This is a genomic window from Nocardia sp. NPDC058499, from assembly GCF_042719915.1.
Classification (GTDB): Bacteria; Actinomycetota; Actinomycetes; order Mycobacteriales; family Mycobacteriaceae; genus Nocardia.
The window spans coordinates 495,733-511,170 of the sequence record NZ_JBHXMZ010000002.1; the positions used below are offsets into that span (position 1 = coordinate 495,733).

The following is a 15,438-nucleotide window of genomic DNA, read 5'->3' on the forward strand; positions in this document are numbered from 1 at the left end:
GAATCGACGGCCCGCACTCGGAGTGCGAGCCGTCGATGAGCGGGATGCCGAAGCGTCAGGCCACGACCGGGCGCTGCGGTACGCCGACGTATTCGCTCAGCGGCCGGATCAACGCGTTCGCTTCACTCTGCTCGATGATGTGGGCGGTCCAGCCGGTGATCCGGCTCATCACGAAGATCGGCGTGAATACCTCGATATCGAAACCGAGCAGGTAATAGGCCGGACCCGTGGGGAAATCGAGATTCGGCTTGATCCCGGTGGCGTCGTCCATCGTCTTTTCCAGGATCTCGTACATCCGTACCCACTGCTGCCCGTCGGTGACAGCGGCGATGTCCAGGAAGGCCTGCTTCATAGTGGGGACCCGGGAGTCACCGCGCTTGTAGACCCGGTGGCCGAAGCCCATAACCTTTTCCCTCGCGGCCAGCTTGCTGCGCAGCCACTCTTCGGCCAGGCCGGGCTCGCCGATCTCCAGCATGTGATGCATCACGGCCTCGTTGGCACCGCCGTGCAGCGGGCCCTTGAGTGCCCCGATGGCGGCGGTGACGGCGCTGTAGATATCCGACAGCGTCGAGGTGACCACTCGCGCGGCGAAGGTGGAGGCATTGAAGCTGTGCTCGGCGTAGAGGATCAGCGATACCTCGAACGCCTTCACCAGCTCCGGTGCCGGCACCTTGCCGAAGCACATGTTCAGGAAGTTCTCCGCGTAGCCCATATGGGAATGCGGGGCGATCGGGTCCAGATCGCGGCGGCGGCGGTGATCCGCCGCGACAATGGTCGGCAGCACCGCGAACATCCGCAGCGCCTTGGCACGGTTCGCCTCGACCGAGTTGTCTTCCTCGGTAGCGTCTTCCGCGCCGAGATAGCTGATCGCGGTGCGCACCACATCCATCGGGTGGCAGGTATCGGGCATCTTCGCCACCAGCGACAGCAGCGAACGGTCGACCCGCCGCGAGGCCCGCTCCTGCTGCTGGAACCGCTCGAGTTCGGCGTCGCCGGGAAGCTCGCCGTACCACAACAGGTAGGCGACCTGTTCGAAACTGCAATTGGCAGCCAGATCCTGGACAGCGTAACCACGGTAGGTCAGCGAATTGGTTTCCGGCACCACTTTCGAGATCGCCGTGGTGTCGACGACTACGCCTGCCAAACCTTTATAGATGGTCGGGATCGCGGATGACGGACCTGCACTCTTCGACGGATCTATCACCACAGCCGGATTCGTCACTGGTTCCTCCCCAGAGTGAAATTGAAGATATCCGAATCGAATTCGTTGTAGCGCTCGTACTGCAGCAACTCGTAGAGGCGGCTGCGGTGCTGCATCCGATCCAGCAGACCGGATTGCGTGCCCTCCGCGTATATTTCGCGCAGCCCCGTCTCCGCCGCGTACATCGCCAGGCGCAGGGTCGAGACCGGGTAGATAACGGCGTTGTAGCCGATCTTTTCCAGCGTCGCCGCCGAAAGAAGCTCAGATTTGCCGAATTCGGTCATATTCGCCAGCAGCGGCGTGGAGACCGCGGCACGGAACTTCTCGAAATCACCGGCCGTGTGCAGCGCTTCGGTGAAAATGAGGTCCGCGCCCGCGCCGGCATAGGCCTCGGCCCGATCGATGGCCGCATCGATACCTTCGATACCCGCCGCATCGGTCCGCGCGCAGATCACGAAGTTCGGATCGCGACGGGCCGAGACCGCCGCCCGCAGCCGCCGCACCATCTCGTCGACCGGCACCACGGCTTTGCCGTCGAGGTGACCGCACCGCTTGGGGTTGACCTGGTCCTCGAGGTGGCAGCCGGCGATCCCGGCGTCCTCGAGCACCGTCACCGTACGTGCGGCGCTCATCGGCTCACCGAATCCGGTGTCGGCATCGATCAGCACCGGCAGGTCGGTGACCCGGGCAATCTGGTGCCCACGCCCGGACACCTCCGAGAGCGTGGTCAGCCCGATATCGGGCAGCCCCAGGTCGGCGGCGAGCACCGCGCCGGAGACGTAGACCCCTTCGAAACCGATCTCCTGGATCAATGTGGCGACCAGCGGGTTGAACGCGCCGGGGAACCGCTGAATACGACCGGATTCGAGGCCGGCGCGGAAGGCCGCGCGTTTATCGGCGGCCGCGGTGGACGCGGCGAGCAGACCGGTCATCAGAACAGTCCCTTCGGGGAACGGGGCGCGCGGGCGAGCACATCCGGCGAGACGGTGAAGGTGAGCTCCGGCAACTCACCCGCGGACAGCTCACCCGCGCGCTGGACCACCTCGAGAAAGCGGTCCTGCTCGGCGGGCTCGACGACTCCCTCGGCGAGGGTGCGGAACTTGGCGATGTACTGGTCGCGGGCGAAGGGACGGGCGCCCAGCGGGTGGGCGTCGGCGACGGCGAGTTCGTCCACGATCACCTCACCGCTCTTCAAGGTGACCTCGGCGCGGGCGCCGAATGCCTTCTCCGCCGGGTCGGTCGAGTGGTAGCGGCGGGTCCACTCCGGATCCTCGGCGGTGGAGATCTTGCGCCACAATTCCACGGTGTCCGGACGCTGCGCGCGCTCCGGAGCGTAGGAGTGTTCGTGATGCCAGGTGCCGTCCTGCAAGGCAACGGCGAAGATGTACATCACCGAGTGGTCGAGGGTTTCGCGTGAGGCCGTGGGGTCGAACTTCTGCGGATCGTTCGAACCGGTACCGATGACCACGTGGGTGTGGTGGCTGGTGTGCAGCACGATCGACGCGATCTGTTCCAGATCGCCGATCCGGCCGCGCAGCCGCCGGGCCAGGTCGATCGGCGCCTGGCTCTGGTATTCGGCCGAATGCTCCTTGGTGTAGGTGTCGAGGATCGCGCGCTTGGCCTCCCCCGGACCGGGCAGCGGCACCGAGTACTCGGCCTGCGGACCGCCCAGCAACCAGGCGATCACCCCGTCCTCACCTTCCCAGATCGGCGACGGTGCGCCCTCGCCACGCAGCGCCCGGTCGACGGCCTCCACGGCCATCTTCCCGGCGAACGCCGGTGCGTAGGCCTTCCAGCTCGAGATCTCGCCCTTGCGGGACTGCCGGGTCGCGGTGGTGGTGTGCAGAGCCTGACCGATGGCCTGGTAGATGGTCTCGGTGTCCAGGGCCAGCAGGGTGCCGATACCGGCGGCCGCGGACGGCCCGAGATGAGCGACATGGTCGATCTTGTGCTCGTGCAGGCAGACGGACCGGACCAGATCGACCTGGATTTCGTAGCCGGTGGCCAGGCCGCGGATCAGCTCGCGGCCGGAGCGGCCGGCGTGCTGGGCGACCGCGAGAATCGACGGGATGTTATCGCCCGGATGCGAGTATTCGGCAGCCAGAAAGGTGTCGTGAAAATCGAGTTCACGGACGGCGACACCGTTGGCCCAGGCCGCCCACTCGGGAGAGAACCGGCCGTCCACGCCGAACACCGTCGCGCCGGGACCGTACGGATGTGCGAGCGCCTGGGCGCGCGCGTTGGCGACCGGGCGCCGCGTCACCGACGCCGCCGCAACCGCCGCGTTGTCGATGATCCGGTTGACGATCATCTCCTCGGTTTCCGGGGCAACTGCCACCGGATCCGTCGCAACCTCCGCGATCTGCCATGCCAGATGCTGCTCGCGGGGGAAATGCTCCGCGGAACGATGGGTACGGACGAGATGATTCTTCACAGTCTTCGGCCTCCAGGGATCGATGCGATTCGCTTCGATTCGCACGCTACTGACACGACCGAGCTGCGGGAATCCGTCGCAAAAGCGTATTTTGTGGAGCCCGACCTGCAAAGTTGTGGAGTTTGTGAAGAACCCGGCGGCCCGGTGGAAGCCGCCGGGGGCCGACCCGACCGCCCCGATGCGGGCAACTTCAGCTATCCGCCGCCGCGGGCGCGTACGGGGTGGTCGCCGGTCGGTTCTCGTCGGCGGCGAGCGGTCGTCCGATTTGCGGGAACGCGCGTTGCGGGCACGCCGTACGTTCGCATACCCGGCAGCCGGCTCCGATCGGAACAGCGGCGGCCGTATCGTGGAGCGGGAGCCCGTGCGAATACACGAGTTTGTCGGCGTAGGCGAGGTCACATCCGAGTCCGACAGCGAAGTCTCGCGACGGCGCCAGATAGCCCGGGCTGCTCTCGCCTGTGGTCCGCGCCAACCACAGATAGGTGCGCCCGTCCGGCATCTCCGCGATCTGCGTGCGTATCCGGCCCGGCGTCGCGAACGCATCGTGTACCACCCACAGCGGGCAGCTGCCTCCGGCCCGGGAGAAATGGAACGCGGTAGCGGACTGCCGTTTCGAGATATTGCCCGCCCGATCGGTGCGGACGAAGAAGAACGGCACACCACGCTGCCCACGCCGCTGCAACGTCGACAACCGGTGACATACCGTTTCGAAACCGACCTCGAACTGCGCAGCGAGCAGATCGATGTCGTAGTGCAACGCCTCGGCCGCACTCAGGAACAATCCGTAGGGCAAGATCAACGCACCCGCGAAGTAATTGGCCAGCCCGATCCGCAGCAACCGACGCGATTCCGCCGGCAATGCAGCGGTCTCGGCAAGCAGATCCTCGATCACCCCGGGCTGGGTGAGAAACGCAAGCTGCGTGGCCAATTGGAACGCACGCTGCCCGGCGGTCAGGCGACGTGCGAGGGTAAGTGTGCGTTTCTCCGGATCGTAGAGGCGTTTGGGTCCGGGCCTGACCGGGTCTTCCGAGCGGATCAGGACCTTCACATCGTGTTCGTCGTGCAGAAGGTGGGCCAGTTGCAGATCCAGTCCACCGAGTGTGAACCCGCGCCGCGCGAACAGGCTCTCGGCGGCAGCGTCCAAGGCCGGGATGTGATTACGGCGGTCATAGAAGAAATCACGAACATCCTCGTAGGGCATCGCTGTCCGTGGGTCGGCCACCGGCGATTCGAGCCCGGCGGTCAGCTGCTCGAGCTGGCCGTTGGCAACACGCAACCGACGATGCTGACTGATCAGCAACCGCGCCGCCGCCGGCGCCCGCGAAACAAGGTCGTCGAGTTCACCACCGCTCACCGAGCCGGCTTCCGGGTCCTCGGTAAACGCTTCCTGCAGATCCGCCAGCAGCCGCGCATCGGTCTCCGGCGCGAAGAAGCCCACCTCCAGATCAAAGGTCGATGACAACCGCATCAACACCGGCACCGTCAGCGGCCGCTGATCATTCTCCAGTTGATTGACATAACTCAGCGACAACCCGAGTGCCTTGGCCAGCCCGGACTGCGAAAGCCCCCGCTGATCACGCAACACCCGCAACCGAGCACCCGCATACATCTTCTCCACCGGCCGACCCCCTTCCCACAATATTCGAGCCGGCAATCGGGCACACCGACCGAACCTGCTGGGATCGCACCCGATGCGATGGGCCGTGGGCACTACTCCGACCGGCACCGAACCCAGCCCGGCAGCGCACCGGGCGGCGGGCGGCCGAGCGGCGAGACCGTGCCGATCGCCCACGGCGACCGCAGCCCGGCGGCCCCGGGAACCCCGAAAGTGATGACATGATGCACACCTGTCGTCCGCAATGAACGGCCCTCGCCCGTTCATGCGCGCACGACGACTACGCGTCCAGGAACTCTCCCGGATGCGCCGGTATCGGCGTAGCGCCCGATCCGCGAGGCGACGGCCGCCGGGCACGGCGTACCCGGCGCAACCGGCAGGTCTTCGGACTCACGGGCATCGACCTCGTTCGGCCGACTCGGGATCGACCCCGAGCTGTACTACGCCGTCGCTTCCCAGGGCACACAACCCAGTGCTCTATAACGGCGGTCGTTCCCGCTCACCGCTGCGGGACAGTCCCGGATTCCCACCGGGTTCCCTCTCACCCGGCCACTCGACATCGCACGACGCCGACCGGCGGGCTTCGACGCCGCACACCATCGCAACAGCGCACGGCGGACCAGCTGCGCTCGCCAGAATATGCCCGCCCCCAGAAACCCGGACCGGCGGGCGCCGGTATCGGGGCGGCCGGCGGCCCCTCGAGCCTCATCATGTCCGTCTCCGCAGGTGCGAGACGAATGCTGTGGATCTGGTCAGCGGGTTCCGCTCCATCCACGGCCATACGCCGTCTCGCACCGCGAACTCGCACCTGACCGCGTCACGTAGTTGCAGGTTTACTGGACAGCGACCACGGCTAATCCGTTAGCGGGCCTCACTTGTTCACCCGATCGAAACTGCTCGACCTCTCGCTGATGCACTTCTGATCGACTACTCGTTCCGGACGGCATCGCGCGCAAGTCAGATCGTTCGCCGAAAGGACTGAGGGACTGTGCACTACATGGATTCGAGCTATGCCACCTTTTCGCCCGAGGGCCGGCGGTGACCGGCGCGATGGAAATCCTCGAGCTGACAGACGACTTCTACCAGGATCCGCATGCGACCTACCGGGCGCTGCGTGAACGCGGTCCCCTGCACCGAATTCGATTGGACGGTGTGCTCGGCTGGCTGATCGTCGATCACGACGTAGCCAAACAGGCCTTCGCGGAGCCGACCATCAGCAAACGCATCGGGTCGCCCGAGGGGCAGGCTGTGCTGGCCAAAAACGGTGCAGCCGAGATGTTCAACACCGCCATCAGCGACAACATGCTGTTCGCCGACCCGCCCCAGCACACCCGGCTACGCCGCCTCGTCGCCAAGGCATTCGCCGGTCCCGCCATCCGCGATCTCCAGCCGAGAATCACCTCGATCGCCGACACCCTGCTCGAGGAGATCAGCGCGCGAACGACCGTCGACCTCATCGACAGCTACGCGTTCCAGCTGCCGACGGCGGTGATCTGTGAACTGCTCGGAGTCCCCGACGAGGACAAGGAAGATTTCCGCTCGTGGACCGCCGTCGTCGTCAACGACTCGGCCACCCTCGAGGAACGCGCCACCGCCGGGGTCAGCTTCTTCACCTACCTGACCAACTTGATCGCCGAACGCACCGACGACCCCCGCGACGACCTGCTCTCCCAACTGATCATCGCGAAAGACCACGAAGACCGCCTCGACGATCACGAACTCATCGCCATGCTGCTACTCCTGCTGATAGCCGGGCATGAGACCACCGTCAACCTCATCGGCAACTCGGTACTGGAGCTGCTACGCGATCCGGCACTGGCCGAGCGGTTGCGCACCGACCACGAAGCGATACCCGCCTACCTCGAGGAGATCCTGCGCTGCCACGGGTCGTTGCACGTGGCAACGGCTCGCTACACCACCGCCCCGATCACGTTGGGCGGTAAGGATATCGACGCGGGCGAATTCATCCTGATCTCGCTCGCCGCCGCCAACCGCGACCCGGCGCGCTTCGCCGACCCGGACCGGATCGACCTCGAACGACCCGAGACCCGGCATATCGCCTTCGGGCACGGCATCCATCACTGTCTCGGTGCCGCCCTGGCCCGCCTGGAGGCCACCACCGCGATCTCGCGACTGCTGGCCAAGTTCCCGGAGATATCGCTCGACGGGGAATTCAGTGATCTGACGTGGCGGAAAAGCCTCCTGATTCATGGCCTGACCAGCCTGCCGGTTCGACTGGCCGCACCCACTGAATCGCATCCCGCATCCAGCGCTGACGCGGACCGCTTCGCTTTGCTGGTCTGACCTCGGTCGTCACGGCGACGTCCCCTCGCACCTGATTCCAGGAAGGAAGGCCGCCAGGCGGGCGAAACCTCGCTGCTGCGCAAAGTCGCTGCGATGACGTGCTCTCGATCAGCTCGGTTCGTCATGTGCCGCCGGCGGCGCTGCAGGACGCGATGAAACCACCTGAGAGGGTGAACTCACGACGGACGCGTCCTCCTGCTGCGCCGCCGGCGGCAACGACTTCATGGGCGGCATCTGGGAACTACCCAACCGTTTCCAGGGCTGGAGATCGTCGTCGTACGGAAAATATATCTAGATTTCTGTACAGTTACAGTATGTCGCTGCTACATAACCCCCATGAACTCAGCGTTTCCGATGCCGCGCAACGGGGCGTCGCCGGGATGGTGGCGGACGCCGAGAGCGGCACCGATCTGGTGGTAACTCGCCATCGCAAGCCGGTTGCCGCCATGGTGAGCATGGATCGGCTCGCCGAACTGGACCGCGCGGAATCCGACCTGCGTGACCTCGCCCTGGTTCTGGCCAGGGCCGCGACCGACACCGGGAGCCGGACCTCTCTCGACGAGGTGCTCGGCGCGTTCGGTCATACCCGGGAATCGCTCGCCGAAATCGAGGACGACGAGTAGGTCGATGGTCGACATCTACTTCACCGACGCGGCGATCGACGACCTCCGCAAGCTCGGCCCTGACGCCGTACCCAAGGTCCTGAAAAAAGTTCTCCTACTATTGGATTCACCACATGCCGGCTATCCACTCGGCGGTGATCTGACCGGGTTCCGCAAGCTCGTCGTCGGTCGCAACACCTGGCGGATCGTGTACCGGAGCATCGACGACCAAACCGTCGAGATCTGTGAGATCTGGGCAATCGGTGCCCGTGCCGACTCCGAGGTCTATGCGGAAGCGACGGCTCGCATCGTCGCGTCGGCCGCCCGGCTACCAGAGTTCAGCAAGCTCGGCGAGGTGGTCGCCAGGCTCGGCCACCACCTCGAGCCATTCGGCATCCCATCGGAACCAGTGCGTGAACCCGTCCCCGATTGGCTCGCGCAGCGTCTGATCCATACGGTGGGTATGGCTCCGGCCGAGGTGGCAGCCCTCGGGCTCGAACAAGCCGTCGATCGTTGGGCCGAATACACCTCGCGACCGGCGCAGTAGACGCGAACTTCCCACACCGGGCAGGGCCTGGCACTTCGACGCCGAACAGGGGACAGGAGGGCAGCGGCGGAACCGCTGGTAACCGCGGGGTGAGTGCAATGATCCTGTTCACCAGGACCGGAATCGGTGGAGGGTTGGCCTTGGCCAGATCCGCGGTCCGGATACCACGACGGAGGCCATCGGTTTCGGCCGTTTCGAGTCGAGTTCCCGGTTACGCTTGATTAATGGGGGCCAGCGAATTACCAAGCGCCACAGGCTCGATGGGCCTCGGGCAACCTCGCGCCGGGGATGAGACCGTAAAGGTCATGATCACCGTCAAGACCTACCCGAACCCGAGCGACACATACGGTGAGACCGTCTGCGTGGCGGGCGTCAGGCTCGATCGGGAGCGTCCCGAGTGGATCCGTCTCTACCCGGTGAAGTTCCGCAACGAGGACTTCGACAAACAGTTCAAAAAGTACGAGATCCTGCGCCTCAACGGCACATACAGACAACCCAACGACCACCGGCCCGAGTCGTTCCGCCCACGCCAGAATGAGCTGGAACACGTAGAGCTGCTGGACACGAGCAGCAATTGGCAGCGACGCAGGATGAACCTCGACGGTCTAATCGGCGCCGCCACCATGTGCGGGCTCCTCGCACAAAACCCTATCGGCGGTATGGGCACCCCGTCACCGTCGCTCGGACTCATCAAACCGACCGACATCGACGTCAGCGTCGTCACCGGAGAACCCTGGTCCGCAGCGGAGCAGGCGAAGATCGACAAGTCGTCGGCTCCGGACCTATTCGACACCTCACTCAGACCGCTGGAACCCGCACCATTCGCTGTGCGATATAAATACCGCTGCGAGTCGTCGAAGTGCCGCGGCCACGACCAGAAAGTGCTCGACTGGGAGGCGGGGCAGGCCGGCCGACGCTGGCTGAAGTCCCATGGTGCCCGCCGGGCGCAGGAGATGCTTCTCGGGAAGTGGCGCGACACAATGCTCTCACCTGACCGCGATGTCCACTTCTACGTCGGCAACCAGAACCAGCACCGCCGGTCCTTCTCCGTCCTCGGGGTCTGGTACCCCAAGACCGAACTCGCCTTGTTCTAGACATGTACCACTGCGGCCTTGGGCCGGGCTTCAAGGAGTCGACGCACCACCATGTCTCGATGGCACTCGGCATGGTCGTGCTCGAAGCACAGCAGCGCCACCACACCACCATCGAGAAGCTCGCACACGTGCGCAAGAGCGTCAGTCGCAGCGGCACTATCGAGTACGTCGTGATAGCGGGCGCGGGATTCCGCCTCACCGGCTCGGAAACCGTCCCGATTGCTCTTCGGATTGCCGAGCGCCCGATGGTGGACGTAACCGATGCCCACCGCGGCAAGAGCCTCGGCAAGCTTCGTCTTCGACAACCCAGGTTTGCGGCTCAGCGGAGTCAGACGTACATCGACGAGCACCTGGACGCCTCGTTCGACGAGCTGGGCGACGAGATCGTCGATGGTTTTCCCCTCGTAGCCGATGCTGACCAGGGTTCCTTCGGCGGCGTCGCACTCGGCGGCAGTGTCAGGGGCTCCCATAGGGTCCTATGGTGCACCAACTACTGCGATGTAGCGCGATGGCCCCGAACGTGCGCGGCCGATTCACGACAACAACTCAGTCCGAGTTGCTACAACGACCCCCCGATCCCGGCCATACCCCGGATCGGATCACACTGTCTCACTGGCAGGACGACGGCAGAACCATAGTCACACCGTCTCGGGGCCAAACCGGGGGTGGTCAAAATAAAACAGGTCAGGCCCGGTTCTAAACCGAGCCTGACCTGGGGATTCAAGTGGAGCTAAGGGGACTCGAACCCCTGACCCCCACACTGCCAGTGTGGTGCGCTACCAGCTGCGCCATAGCCCCGGATGGTTGCCGCCGGTTCCCCGGCTGCCTGAACGAAGTTACACCACCTCCACGTCAGGCACCAAATCGGCTGGATTCCGGGTGAACGGCGAGGTCAGGGGGCGACCTGCTGGACCCATTCCTGGTTCTGGGTGTCGAGCTTGGTTGCGACGTCGAACACACTGGGGGTGGCGGCGTCGCCGTCGAGGGCGGTCTTCAGGTCTTCGACGGCCGCGGTGGCCTGCTGTCGCGCCTGGTCGGTGCGGGCGCCGGTGGTGATGCAGTCGCGAGCGGGCTGGGGCGCGCCGGATTCGGTGGCGATGGTCGCGAGCTCGTCGTCGGTGAGGCCGGATCCTTCCTCCGGCTGCCGGGTGGTGAGGAGGGCGTCGTGGAACTTCGAGTAGGTGACGCCGGAGCCGGTCTCCGCGACGCATTGCAGGGCGGCGGTGGCGCGGGTGGAGTAGTCGCCGCTGTCGGATTTGGGGTCGAGGAAGTTCACGAAGCGATAGCGGACAGCGAGTTTGCCGTCGTCGATTTTCTGGGCGATTTCCTGGCCGTAGAGACGTTCGAGGCTGCCGCAGCCGGGGCACATGGGGTCTTCGTAGATTTCGAGTGTTTTCGGAGCTTCGGGTAGGCCGAGGCGCACGCCGCCGTCGCTCTGCACCGCGGCCGTGACCGCGGTGTTGCGGACCGATCCGTAGCCGTCGTTGCGCACCTCGGCGTCGCCGGTCCCCCAGCGGAAGGCGAAGAAGACGATCAGCGCGATCAGCGCCAGGGCCACCCCACCCAGGGCGTAGGTGGTTCCGTTGGACATCGGCCGGGGGGTGTAATCGGACGGCGGTTTGCTCACGCGACCACTCTGCCGTATCCGGGCGAATCGGTCACGCGCACCCGGTGGTGCGGGGGCTCAGTGCTTCGAGTTCGCGGCATCGTGTCCGGTGTAGTCGGCGTCTCCCATCCGGGCGGAGGTGGCGTTGTGTGCGTCTCCGGCAGGCTTCACCACTGTCGGCTCCGGACCTTCGGCCGTCCCGGCCGACTCCGGTTCGGGCTCGAGGCTCGCACGTTTCATCGGCTCCGGAACCATGAACCAGGCAATAGCGGCCACGGCCAGCAGTGAACCGGTGGCTGCGAGCCCGGCACCGTAGCCCAGCTGCTGGGCGATGGCGCCGACCACGATGGGGCCGAGGACGGTACCCAGGTCCTGGGACATCTGGAATCCGGCGAGCATGGTGCCGCCGCGCGCCCGGGAGCCGATGATATCGCCGACGGCGGCCTGCTGGGCGGGGGTGAACAGGCCTGACCCGACACCGGCGACGAACGAGGTGACCAGCAGCCACACCAGGTTCGGGGACAGACCGAGACCGGTGGTGCCGATCGCGCACACCAGGGCCCCGGAGATCAGCAGGGGGCGCCGGCCGTAGGTGTCGGAGAGCCGGCCCGAGAAGAACAGGACGGTCGCGTTACCGGCGGCGAAAACGGTCAGCGCCACCCCGGCCATACCGGACGGTTGGCCGAGGACTTCCACCACCAGCAAGGGGACGAGTGCCATCCGGACACCGAACACCGCGGCGCCGTTGGCGAAGTTGGACCACAGCGCCGCACGATATTCGGGCCGGGCCAGACCTTGCACGAAACTCACGGTGGCGGCGTCGGCGGCCGATTCGGTTTCGGTGATCCGCGAGTCCCGCAGGTTGAAGTACACCACCGCCACGGCGGCCAGCAGCGCGACCGCGTAGATCAGGAACGGCGCGCGCAGGCCGAACCCGGCCAGCGCCCCACCGACCAGCGGGCCGGACAGTCCGCCGATCAGGAAACACGTCGACCACAGCCCGGTGACCCGGCCGCGTTCGGTGGGCGGGGACAGCCGGATCACCAGCGCCATCGAGGAGACGGTGAACATGGTCGATCCGATTCCGCCCAGCGAACGCAGCACCATCAGCTGCCAGTAGGTCTGGGCGAAGGCACTCGCGCCGGTCGAGAGCGCGACGATGAGCAGCCCCACCAGATAGATCCGCCGCTCCCCCAGCATCTGCACCAGCCGCCCGCTGACCGGCGCGAACAGCAGCCGCATAGCGGCGAACGCGCTGACGATCGCGGACGCGGCGGCCACCCCGACCCCGAAGCTCAGCGCGAACTGCGGCAGCACCGGCGAGACCAGGCCGAACCCGATCGCCACACAGAACGCGGCGGCGATGAGGACCCAGATCTCGCTGGGCAGCGGCGGCCTGTCCGCCTTTCCAACCCGATGGCCGCGCCGGCGGAAGCGCCCCAGAATAGAGGGTCGCCCCACGGCGTTCGACCCAACCGGCTCCTTCGCACTCTGGGAACCGGATCGATCGTTCGCTACGGCCTCACCACTCACCCAGGCAACCAACACCGAGGTAGCCGTCACAATTCCCCGGCCGCAGCCGGCAAGTGAATTCGCTGCCCCGGCATGAGCTCACCGCACAGGCCGCCACCAGTGGCTCGATCGCGCTGGGCTCGGCAACCGGCCAGGTCGGACACGTACTGGCCGCAGTCACAGCGAAGGAGATCGCGCTGAAGAGCAAGAACGTCGCCGAACTCGCGGACCAGGTGTTGCCTGCCCTTACGGCGGCCATGCTGCTGTTGAAGCAGCAGGACGCAGCGGAGGCGGACAATTTTCGAAGCACGGTTCTCGTAGCTGTCGAGACAGCTACCCGGCCGCAGAAGGGCGGGCCGAGCCCGGTTGTGGCCGATATGACCCGCAAGATCACCGCAGCCCTCGACGCCGCATGAGAGGGAGGAACCGGGCCGGATCTTCGTCTTTCAGTCTGCCGCCAGCACTCGCCCGACAAGCTCCCGCGCCGCCTCCTGGACCTGTCCCAGGTGGTCAGGTCCGTGGAAGGACTCCGCATAGATCTTGTATTTGCTCTCCGTGCCCGACGGGCGGGCCGCGAACCAGGCGTTTTCCGTGCTCACCTTGAGGCCGCCGAGCGCGGCACCGTTACCGCGGGCCTTGGTGGCGACCTCGGTGATCGGTTCGCCCGCGATCTCGGTGGCGGTCACTTGACCGGGGTCGAGAGCGGACAGCAGCTTCTTCTGTTCGGCGTCGGCGGGGGCGTCGATGCGGGCGTAGGCGGGACTGCCGTGGTTGCGTTCCAGTTCGAGGTAGCGGGCCGAGGGGCTCTGTCCGGTGACGGCGGCGATCTCGGCGGCCAGCAGCGCAAGCAGGATGCCGTCTTTTTCCGTGGTCCACACGGATCCGTCCATCCGCAGGAAGGAGGCGCCGGCGCTCTCCTCACCGCCGAAGGCGAGACTGCCGCTGAACAGGCCGGGTACGAACCATTTGAACCCGACCGGCACCTCGTAGACGTCACGTCCCAGCACCCGCACGACCCGGTCGATCATCGCCGAGGTCACCGCGGTCTTGCCGATCTTGGTGAGCGCATCCCAACGGTGCCGGTTCGCCACCAGGTAGTCGATCGCGACGGCGAGGAAATGGTTCGGGTTCATCAGGCCACCGTCGGGTGTGACGATCCCGTGCCGGTCGGCGTCGGCGTCGTTACCGGTGGAGATGTCGTAGTCGTCGCGGATCGACACCAGCGACGCCATCGCATGCGGGGACGAGGGGTCCATCCGGATCTGGCCGTCGCCGTCGAGCGTCATGAACCGCCAGGTGGGGTCGACCGTCGGGTTCACGACCTCGAGCTCGAGGTCGTAGCGCTGCCCGATCTCTTCCCAGTAGTCCACGCTGGCACCGCCCATCGGGTCGGCGCCGAGCCGGATTCCGGCGCCGCGGATGGCGTCGAGGTTGAGTACCGCGGGCAGATCGGCGACGTAGTGGTCGAGGAAGTCGTAGCGGCCCGCGGCGGCCATCGCCTGCGTCAGCGCGGCCCGTTTCACCCCGGCCAGGCCGCCACGCAGCAGTTCGTTGGCGCGTTCGGCGATGGCGTCGGTGGCGCCGGTATCGGCCGGGCCGCCGTGGGGTGGGTTGTATTTGATACCGCCGTCGCGCGGGGGGTTGTGGGACGGGGTCACGACGATGCCGTCGGCTTGTGGACGGGAACTGTCGCGGTTGTGCCGGACCACCGCGTGGCTGAGTGCGGGCGTCGGGGTGTAGCGGCCACGGGAATCCACCACGGCGCCGATATCGTTGCCCGCGAGAACTTCGAGCACTGTGGTCCACGCCGGTTCGGACAGGGCGTGGGTATCGCGGGCCAGATACACCGGCCCCGTGATTCCGCGGGTGGCACGGTATTCGACGACGGCCTGGGTGATCGCCAGGATATGCGCCTCGTTGAACGTGGCGTCCAGGCTGGAACCGCGGTGCCCGGAGGTTCCGAAGACGACCCGCTGAGTGGGTTCGGCGGGGTCGGGAACGCGACTGTAGTACGCGGTCACCAGCCCCGGCACGTCCACCAGATCGCCGGGGCGGGCGGGCCGCCCGGCTCGGTTGTGCGCCATGTTCGGAGCTCCCTTCGTGGTCGGCCGTACCCGGCTGGTCATCGTGATCATCCGAACAGTCCCACGGCGGCAGCGCCGAGATAGACCGCGCCGAGGCAGATCCCGGTGTTGAGCACGATATTGCCGAACGCGTACCCGGCGGCACCACCGGTGGCGAGCCCGACCGTCTCGTAGCCGAACGTGCTGAAGGTGGTGAACGCACCGCAGAATCCGATTCCCGCGGCCGCGGCCACCGCGCCGCTCACACCCGACCCGATCAACGCACCCAGCAGCGCCGAGCCCACAATATTAACCGCCAGCGTGCCGAGCGGAAGCCGGGAATCGGTATGCGCGGTGACGAGGCGATCGAGCAGATAACGCGCGGGCGCACCCAGCATTCCGCCCAGCACCACCCAGACCGCGGTCACCGGCCACTCCAGCCGGTGCCCAGCCGCCGCCG

The 15,438-nt window shown here is 66.2% G+C and carries 14 protein-coding genes, 1 tRNA gene and 1 riboswitch; of the genes, 5 read left to right on the forward strand and 10 right to left on the reverse strand.

Annotation, left to right across the window (positions count from 1 at the left end; genetic code table 11):
* Window positions 1–55 precede the first annotated feature (55 nt).
* The 4 genes from ACFWPH_RS07440 to ACFWPH_RS07455 form a co-directional block, all read right to left on the reverse strand.
* Window positions 56–1,201, reverse strand: a complete 1,146-nt coding sequence (locus ACFWPH_RS07440; protein ID WP_378749423.1) for a bifunctional 2-methylcitrate synthase/citrate synthase — start codon at window positions 1,199–1,201, stop codon at window positions 56–58.
* 17 nt (window positions 1,202–1,218) lie between these two features.
* Complete coding sequence (prpB, locus tag ACFWPH_RS07445; RefSeq protein WP_378748750.1) at window positions 1,219–2,133, reverse strand: methylisocitrate lyase; 915 nt, start codon at window positions 2,131–2,133, stop codon at window positions 1,219–1,221.
* Window positions 2,133–3,635, reverse strand: coding sequence for a 2-methylcitrate dehydratase PrpD (gene prpD, locus ACFWPH_RS07450; RefSeq protein WP_378748751.1), 1,503 nt, complete (start codon window positions 3,633–3,635; stop codon window positions 2,133–2,135). The genes prpB and prpD overlap by 1 nt, the downstream gene beginning before the upstream one ends.
* Window positions 3,636–3,825: 190 nt before the next feature.
* The gene (locus tag ACFWPH_RS07455) at window positions 3,826–5,253 is read right to left on the reverse strand and encodes a short-chain fatty acyl-CoA regulator family protein (RefSeq protein WP_378748752.1); all 1,428 of its coding nucleotides are present in this window, start codon (window positions 5,251–5,253) and stop codon (window positions 3,826–3,828) included.
* Window positions 5,254–5,607: 354 nt separating this feature from the next.
* A riboswitch (cobalamin riboswitch) is annotated at window positions 5,608–5,839 on the reverse strand.
* A 449-nt stretch (window positions 5,840–6,288) separates the two neighbouring features.
* On the opposite strand from ACFWPH_RS07455, the gene ACFWPH_RS07460 reads away from it, so the two are divergent.
* The 4 genes from ACFWPH_RS07460 to ACFWPH_RS07475 all read left to right on the forward strand — a co-directional run bounded on the left by ACFWPH_RS07460 (window position 6,289) and on the right by ACFWPH_RS07475 (window position 9,797).
* Complete coding sequence (locus ACFWPH_RS07460; protein ID WP_378748753.1) at window positions 6,289–7,554, forward strand: cytochrome P450; 1,266 nt, start codon at window positions 6,289–6,291, stop codon at window positions 7,552–7,554.
* Between the two features lie 314 nt (window positions 7,555–7,868).
* Complete coding sequence (locus ACFWPH_RS07465; RefSeq protein ID WP_378748754.1) at window positions 7,869–8,177, forward strand: hypothetical protein; 309 nt, start codon at window positions 7,869–7,871, stop codon at window positions 8,175–8,177.
* 4 nt (window positions 8,178–8,181) lie between these two features.
* Complete coding sequence (locus ACFWPH_RS07470; protein ID WP_378748755.1) at window positions 8,182–8,703, forward strand: type II toxin-antitoxin system RelE/ParE family toxin; 522 nt, start codon at window positions 8,182–8,184, stop codon at window positions 8,701–8,703.
* Between the two features lie 305 nt (window positions 8,704–9,008).
* Window positions 9,009–9,797 (forward strand): hypothetical protein, encoded by a 789-nt coding sequence (locus ACFWPH_RS07475; RefSeq protein ID WP_378748756.1) that lies wholly within the window; start codon window positions 9,009–9,011, stop codon window positions 9,795–9,797.
* On the opposite strand, the gene ACFWPH_RS07480 is transcribed toward ACFWPH_RS07475, so the two are convergent.
* The 4 genes from ACFWPH_RS07480 to ACFWPH_RS07495 all read right to left on the reverse strand — a co-directional run bounded on the left by ACFWPH_RS07480 (window position 9,794) and on the right by ACFWPH_RS07495 (window position 12,792).
* Window positions 9,794–10,267: a DUF488 family protein gene (locus ACFWPH_RS07480; RefSeq protein ID WP_378748757.1), complete on the reverse strand. Its 474-nt coding sequence runs from the start codon at window positions 10,265–10,267 to the stop codon at window positions 9,794–9,796. The genes ACFWPH_RS07475 and ACFWPH_RS07480 overlap by 4 nt on opposite strands.
* 255 nt (window positions 10,268–10,522) lie before the next feature.
* Window positions 10,523–10,595 (reverse strand) — tRNA-Ala (locus ACFWPH_RS07485).
* Between the two features lie 94 nt (window positions 10,596–10,689).
* Complete coding sequence (locus ACFWPH_RS07490) at window positions 10,690–11,424, reverse strand: DsbA family protein (protein ID WP_378748758.1); 735 nt, start codon at window positions 11,422–11,424, stop codon at window positions 10,690–10,692.
* Between the two features lie 57 nt (window positions 11,425–11,481).
* A complete protein-coding gene (locus ACFWPH_RS07495; RefSeq protein ID WP_378749425.1) occupies window positions 11,482–12,792 on the reverse strand; it encodes an MFS transporter in 1,311 nt (436 codons plus the stop codon).
* Between the two features lie 197 nt (window positions 12,793–12,989).
* Between ACFWPH_RS07495 and ACFWPH_RS07500 the strand changes: the two genes are divergently transcribed.
* Entirely contained in the window at window positions 12,990–13,331 is a 342-nt protein-coding gene (locus ACFWPH_RS07500) for a hypothetical protein (protein WP_378748759.1), read from the forward strand.
* Between the two features lie 30 nt (window positions 13,332–13,361).
* Here the strand turns inward: ACFWPH_RS07500 and pgm are convergent, their stop codons facing one another.
* Both pgm and ACFWPH_RS07510 read right to left on the reverse strand, forming a co-directional pair.
* Complete coding sequence (gene pgm, locus ACFWPH_RS07505) at window positions 13,362–14,999, reverse strand: phosphoglucomutase (alpha-D-glucose-1,6-bisphosphate-dependent) (protein WP_378748760.1); 1,638 nt, start codon at window positions 14,997–14,999, stop codon at window positions 13,362–13,364.
* Between the two features lie 47 nt (window positions 15,000–15,046).
* On the reverse strand, window positions 15,047–15,406 hold the full coding sequence (locus ACFWPH_RS07510) for a fluoride efflux transporter FluC (RefSeq protein ID WP_378748761.1): 360 nt from the start codon (window positions 15,404–15,406) through the stop codon (window positions 15,047–15,049).
* Window positions 15,407–15,438 lie beyond the last annotated feature (32 nt).

Excerpts from the sequence above, each read along its gene's own strand:
- ACFWPH_RS07470 (WP_378748755.1), top strand. The coding sequence starts at position 8,182 with ATGGTCGACATCTACTTCACCGACGCGGCGATCGACGACCTCCGCAAG.
- ACFWPH_RS07480 (WP_378748757.1), bottom strand. The coding sequence starts at position 10,267 with ATGGGAGCCCCTGACACTGCCGCCGAGTGCGACGCCGCCGAAGGAACC.
- ACFWPH_RS07465 (WP_378748754.1), top strand. The coding sequence starts at position 7,869 with ATGTCGCTGCTACATAACCCCCATGAACTCAGCGTTTCCGATGCCGCG.
- ACFWPH_RS07475 (WP_378748756.1), top strand. The coding sequence starts at position 9,009 with ATGATCACCGTCAAGACCTACCCGAACCCGAGCGACACATACGGTGAG.
- prpB (WP_378748750.1), bottom strand. The coding sequence starts at position 2,133 with ATGACCGGTCTGCTCGCCGCGTCCACCGCGGCCGCCGATAAACGCGCG.
- pgm (WP_378748760.1), bottom strand. The coding sequence starts at position 14,999 with ATGGCGCACAACCGAGCCGGGCGGCCCGCCCGCCCCGGCGATCTGGTG.